The 245-nt window shown below is 55.5% G+C and carries 1 protein-coding gene; it reads left to right on the top strand.

Annotation, left to right across the window (positions count from 1 at the left end):
• Positions 1-245: MltA domain-containing protein (locus QP437_RS10310; RefSeq protein ID WP_285267772.1), on the top strand; the 245-nt coding region annotated here is incomplete at both ends.

Consider the following 245-nt stretch of genomic DNA (forward strand, 5'->3'; position numbering starts at 1 on the left):
TGCAAGAGTGGCTGCGCGCAGGCGGTGATACCCGCAATATGCGCCAGTTCGGCATTGATGCCTGGCAGATGGAAGGTGTCGACAACTATGGTAACGTGCAGTTTACAGGCTATTACACGCCGGTAATTCAGGCGCGCCATACCCGTCAGGGCGAGTTCCAGTATCCGATTTACCGTATGCCGCCAAAACGTGGTCGTCTGCCGTCTCGTGCGGAGATCTACGCAGGAGCGCTGAGTGATAAATAT

Source organism: Haemophilus sp. UMB1048 (genome assembly GCF_030218125.1).
Taxonomy (GTDB): Bacteria; Pseudomonadota; Gammaproteobacteria; order Enterobacterales; family Pasteurellaceae; genus Haemophilus_D.